Source organism: Photobacterium aphoticum, assembly GCF_001029435.1.
Lineage (GTDB): Bacteria > Pseudomonadota > Gammaproteobacteria > Enterobacterales > Vibrionaceae > Photobacterium > Photobacterium aphoticum.
Genome location: NZ_LDOV01000048.1, coordinates 1 through 501, shown reverse-complemented (window position 1 = coordinate 501; position 501 = coordinate 1). Strand labels below are relative to the sequence as shown.

The 501-nt window shown below is 47.5% G+C and carries 1 rRNA gene; it reads right to left on the bottom strand.

Annotated features, from left to right (window positions below):
• Positions 1-372: ribosomal RNA gene (locus ABT58_RS21895) — 23S ribosomal RNA — on the bottom strand; the annotation flags it as partial.
• Positions 373-501: the final 129 nt, after the last annotated feature.

The following is a 501-nucleotide window of genomic DNA, read 5'->3' as shown; positions in this document are numbered from 1 at the left end:
GTCCCGTCCTACTCGTTTTCACTGATAAGATGTTACCGGTTACGGGGCTATCACCCTGTATCGCTGAGCTTTCCAGCTCATTCACCTGACATCAAACTAGCTTAAGGGCTAATCCGGTTTCGCTCGCCGCTACTGCCGGAATCTCGGTTGATTTCTCTTCCTCGGGGTACTTAGATGTTTCAGTTCCCCCGGTTCGCCTCACAATGCTATGTATTCACATTGAGATAACTGCTTATGCAGCTGGGTTTCCCCATTCGGAAATCGTAGACTCAAGTGGCTCTTACTGCCTCATCTACGCTTATCGCAAGTTAGTACGTCCTTCATCGCCTCTGACTGCCCAGGCATCCACCGTGTACGCTTAGTCACTTAACCATACAACCCCAAGAGGTTTCGTATGTTCAAACAACCAAGGTTGTTCATCTGAGTTGTGATGAACGTTGTTTTCGCCGGACTCTTACACAAGACACTTGAATGTGTTTTGTTGAGAACTCGTTTTTATCC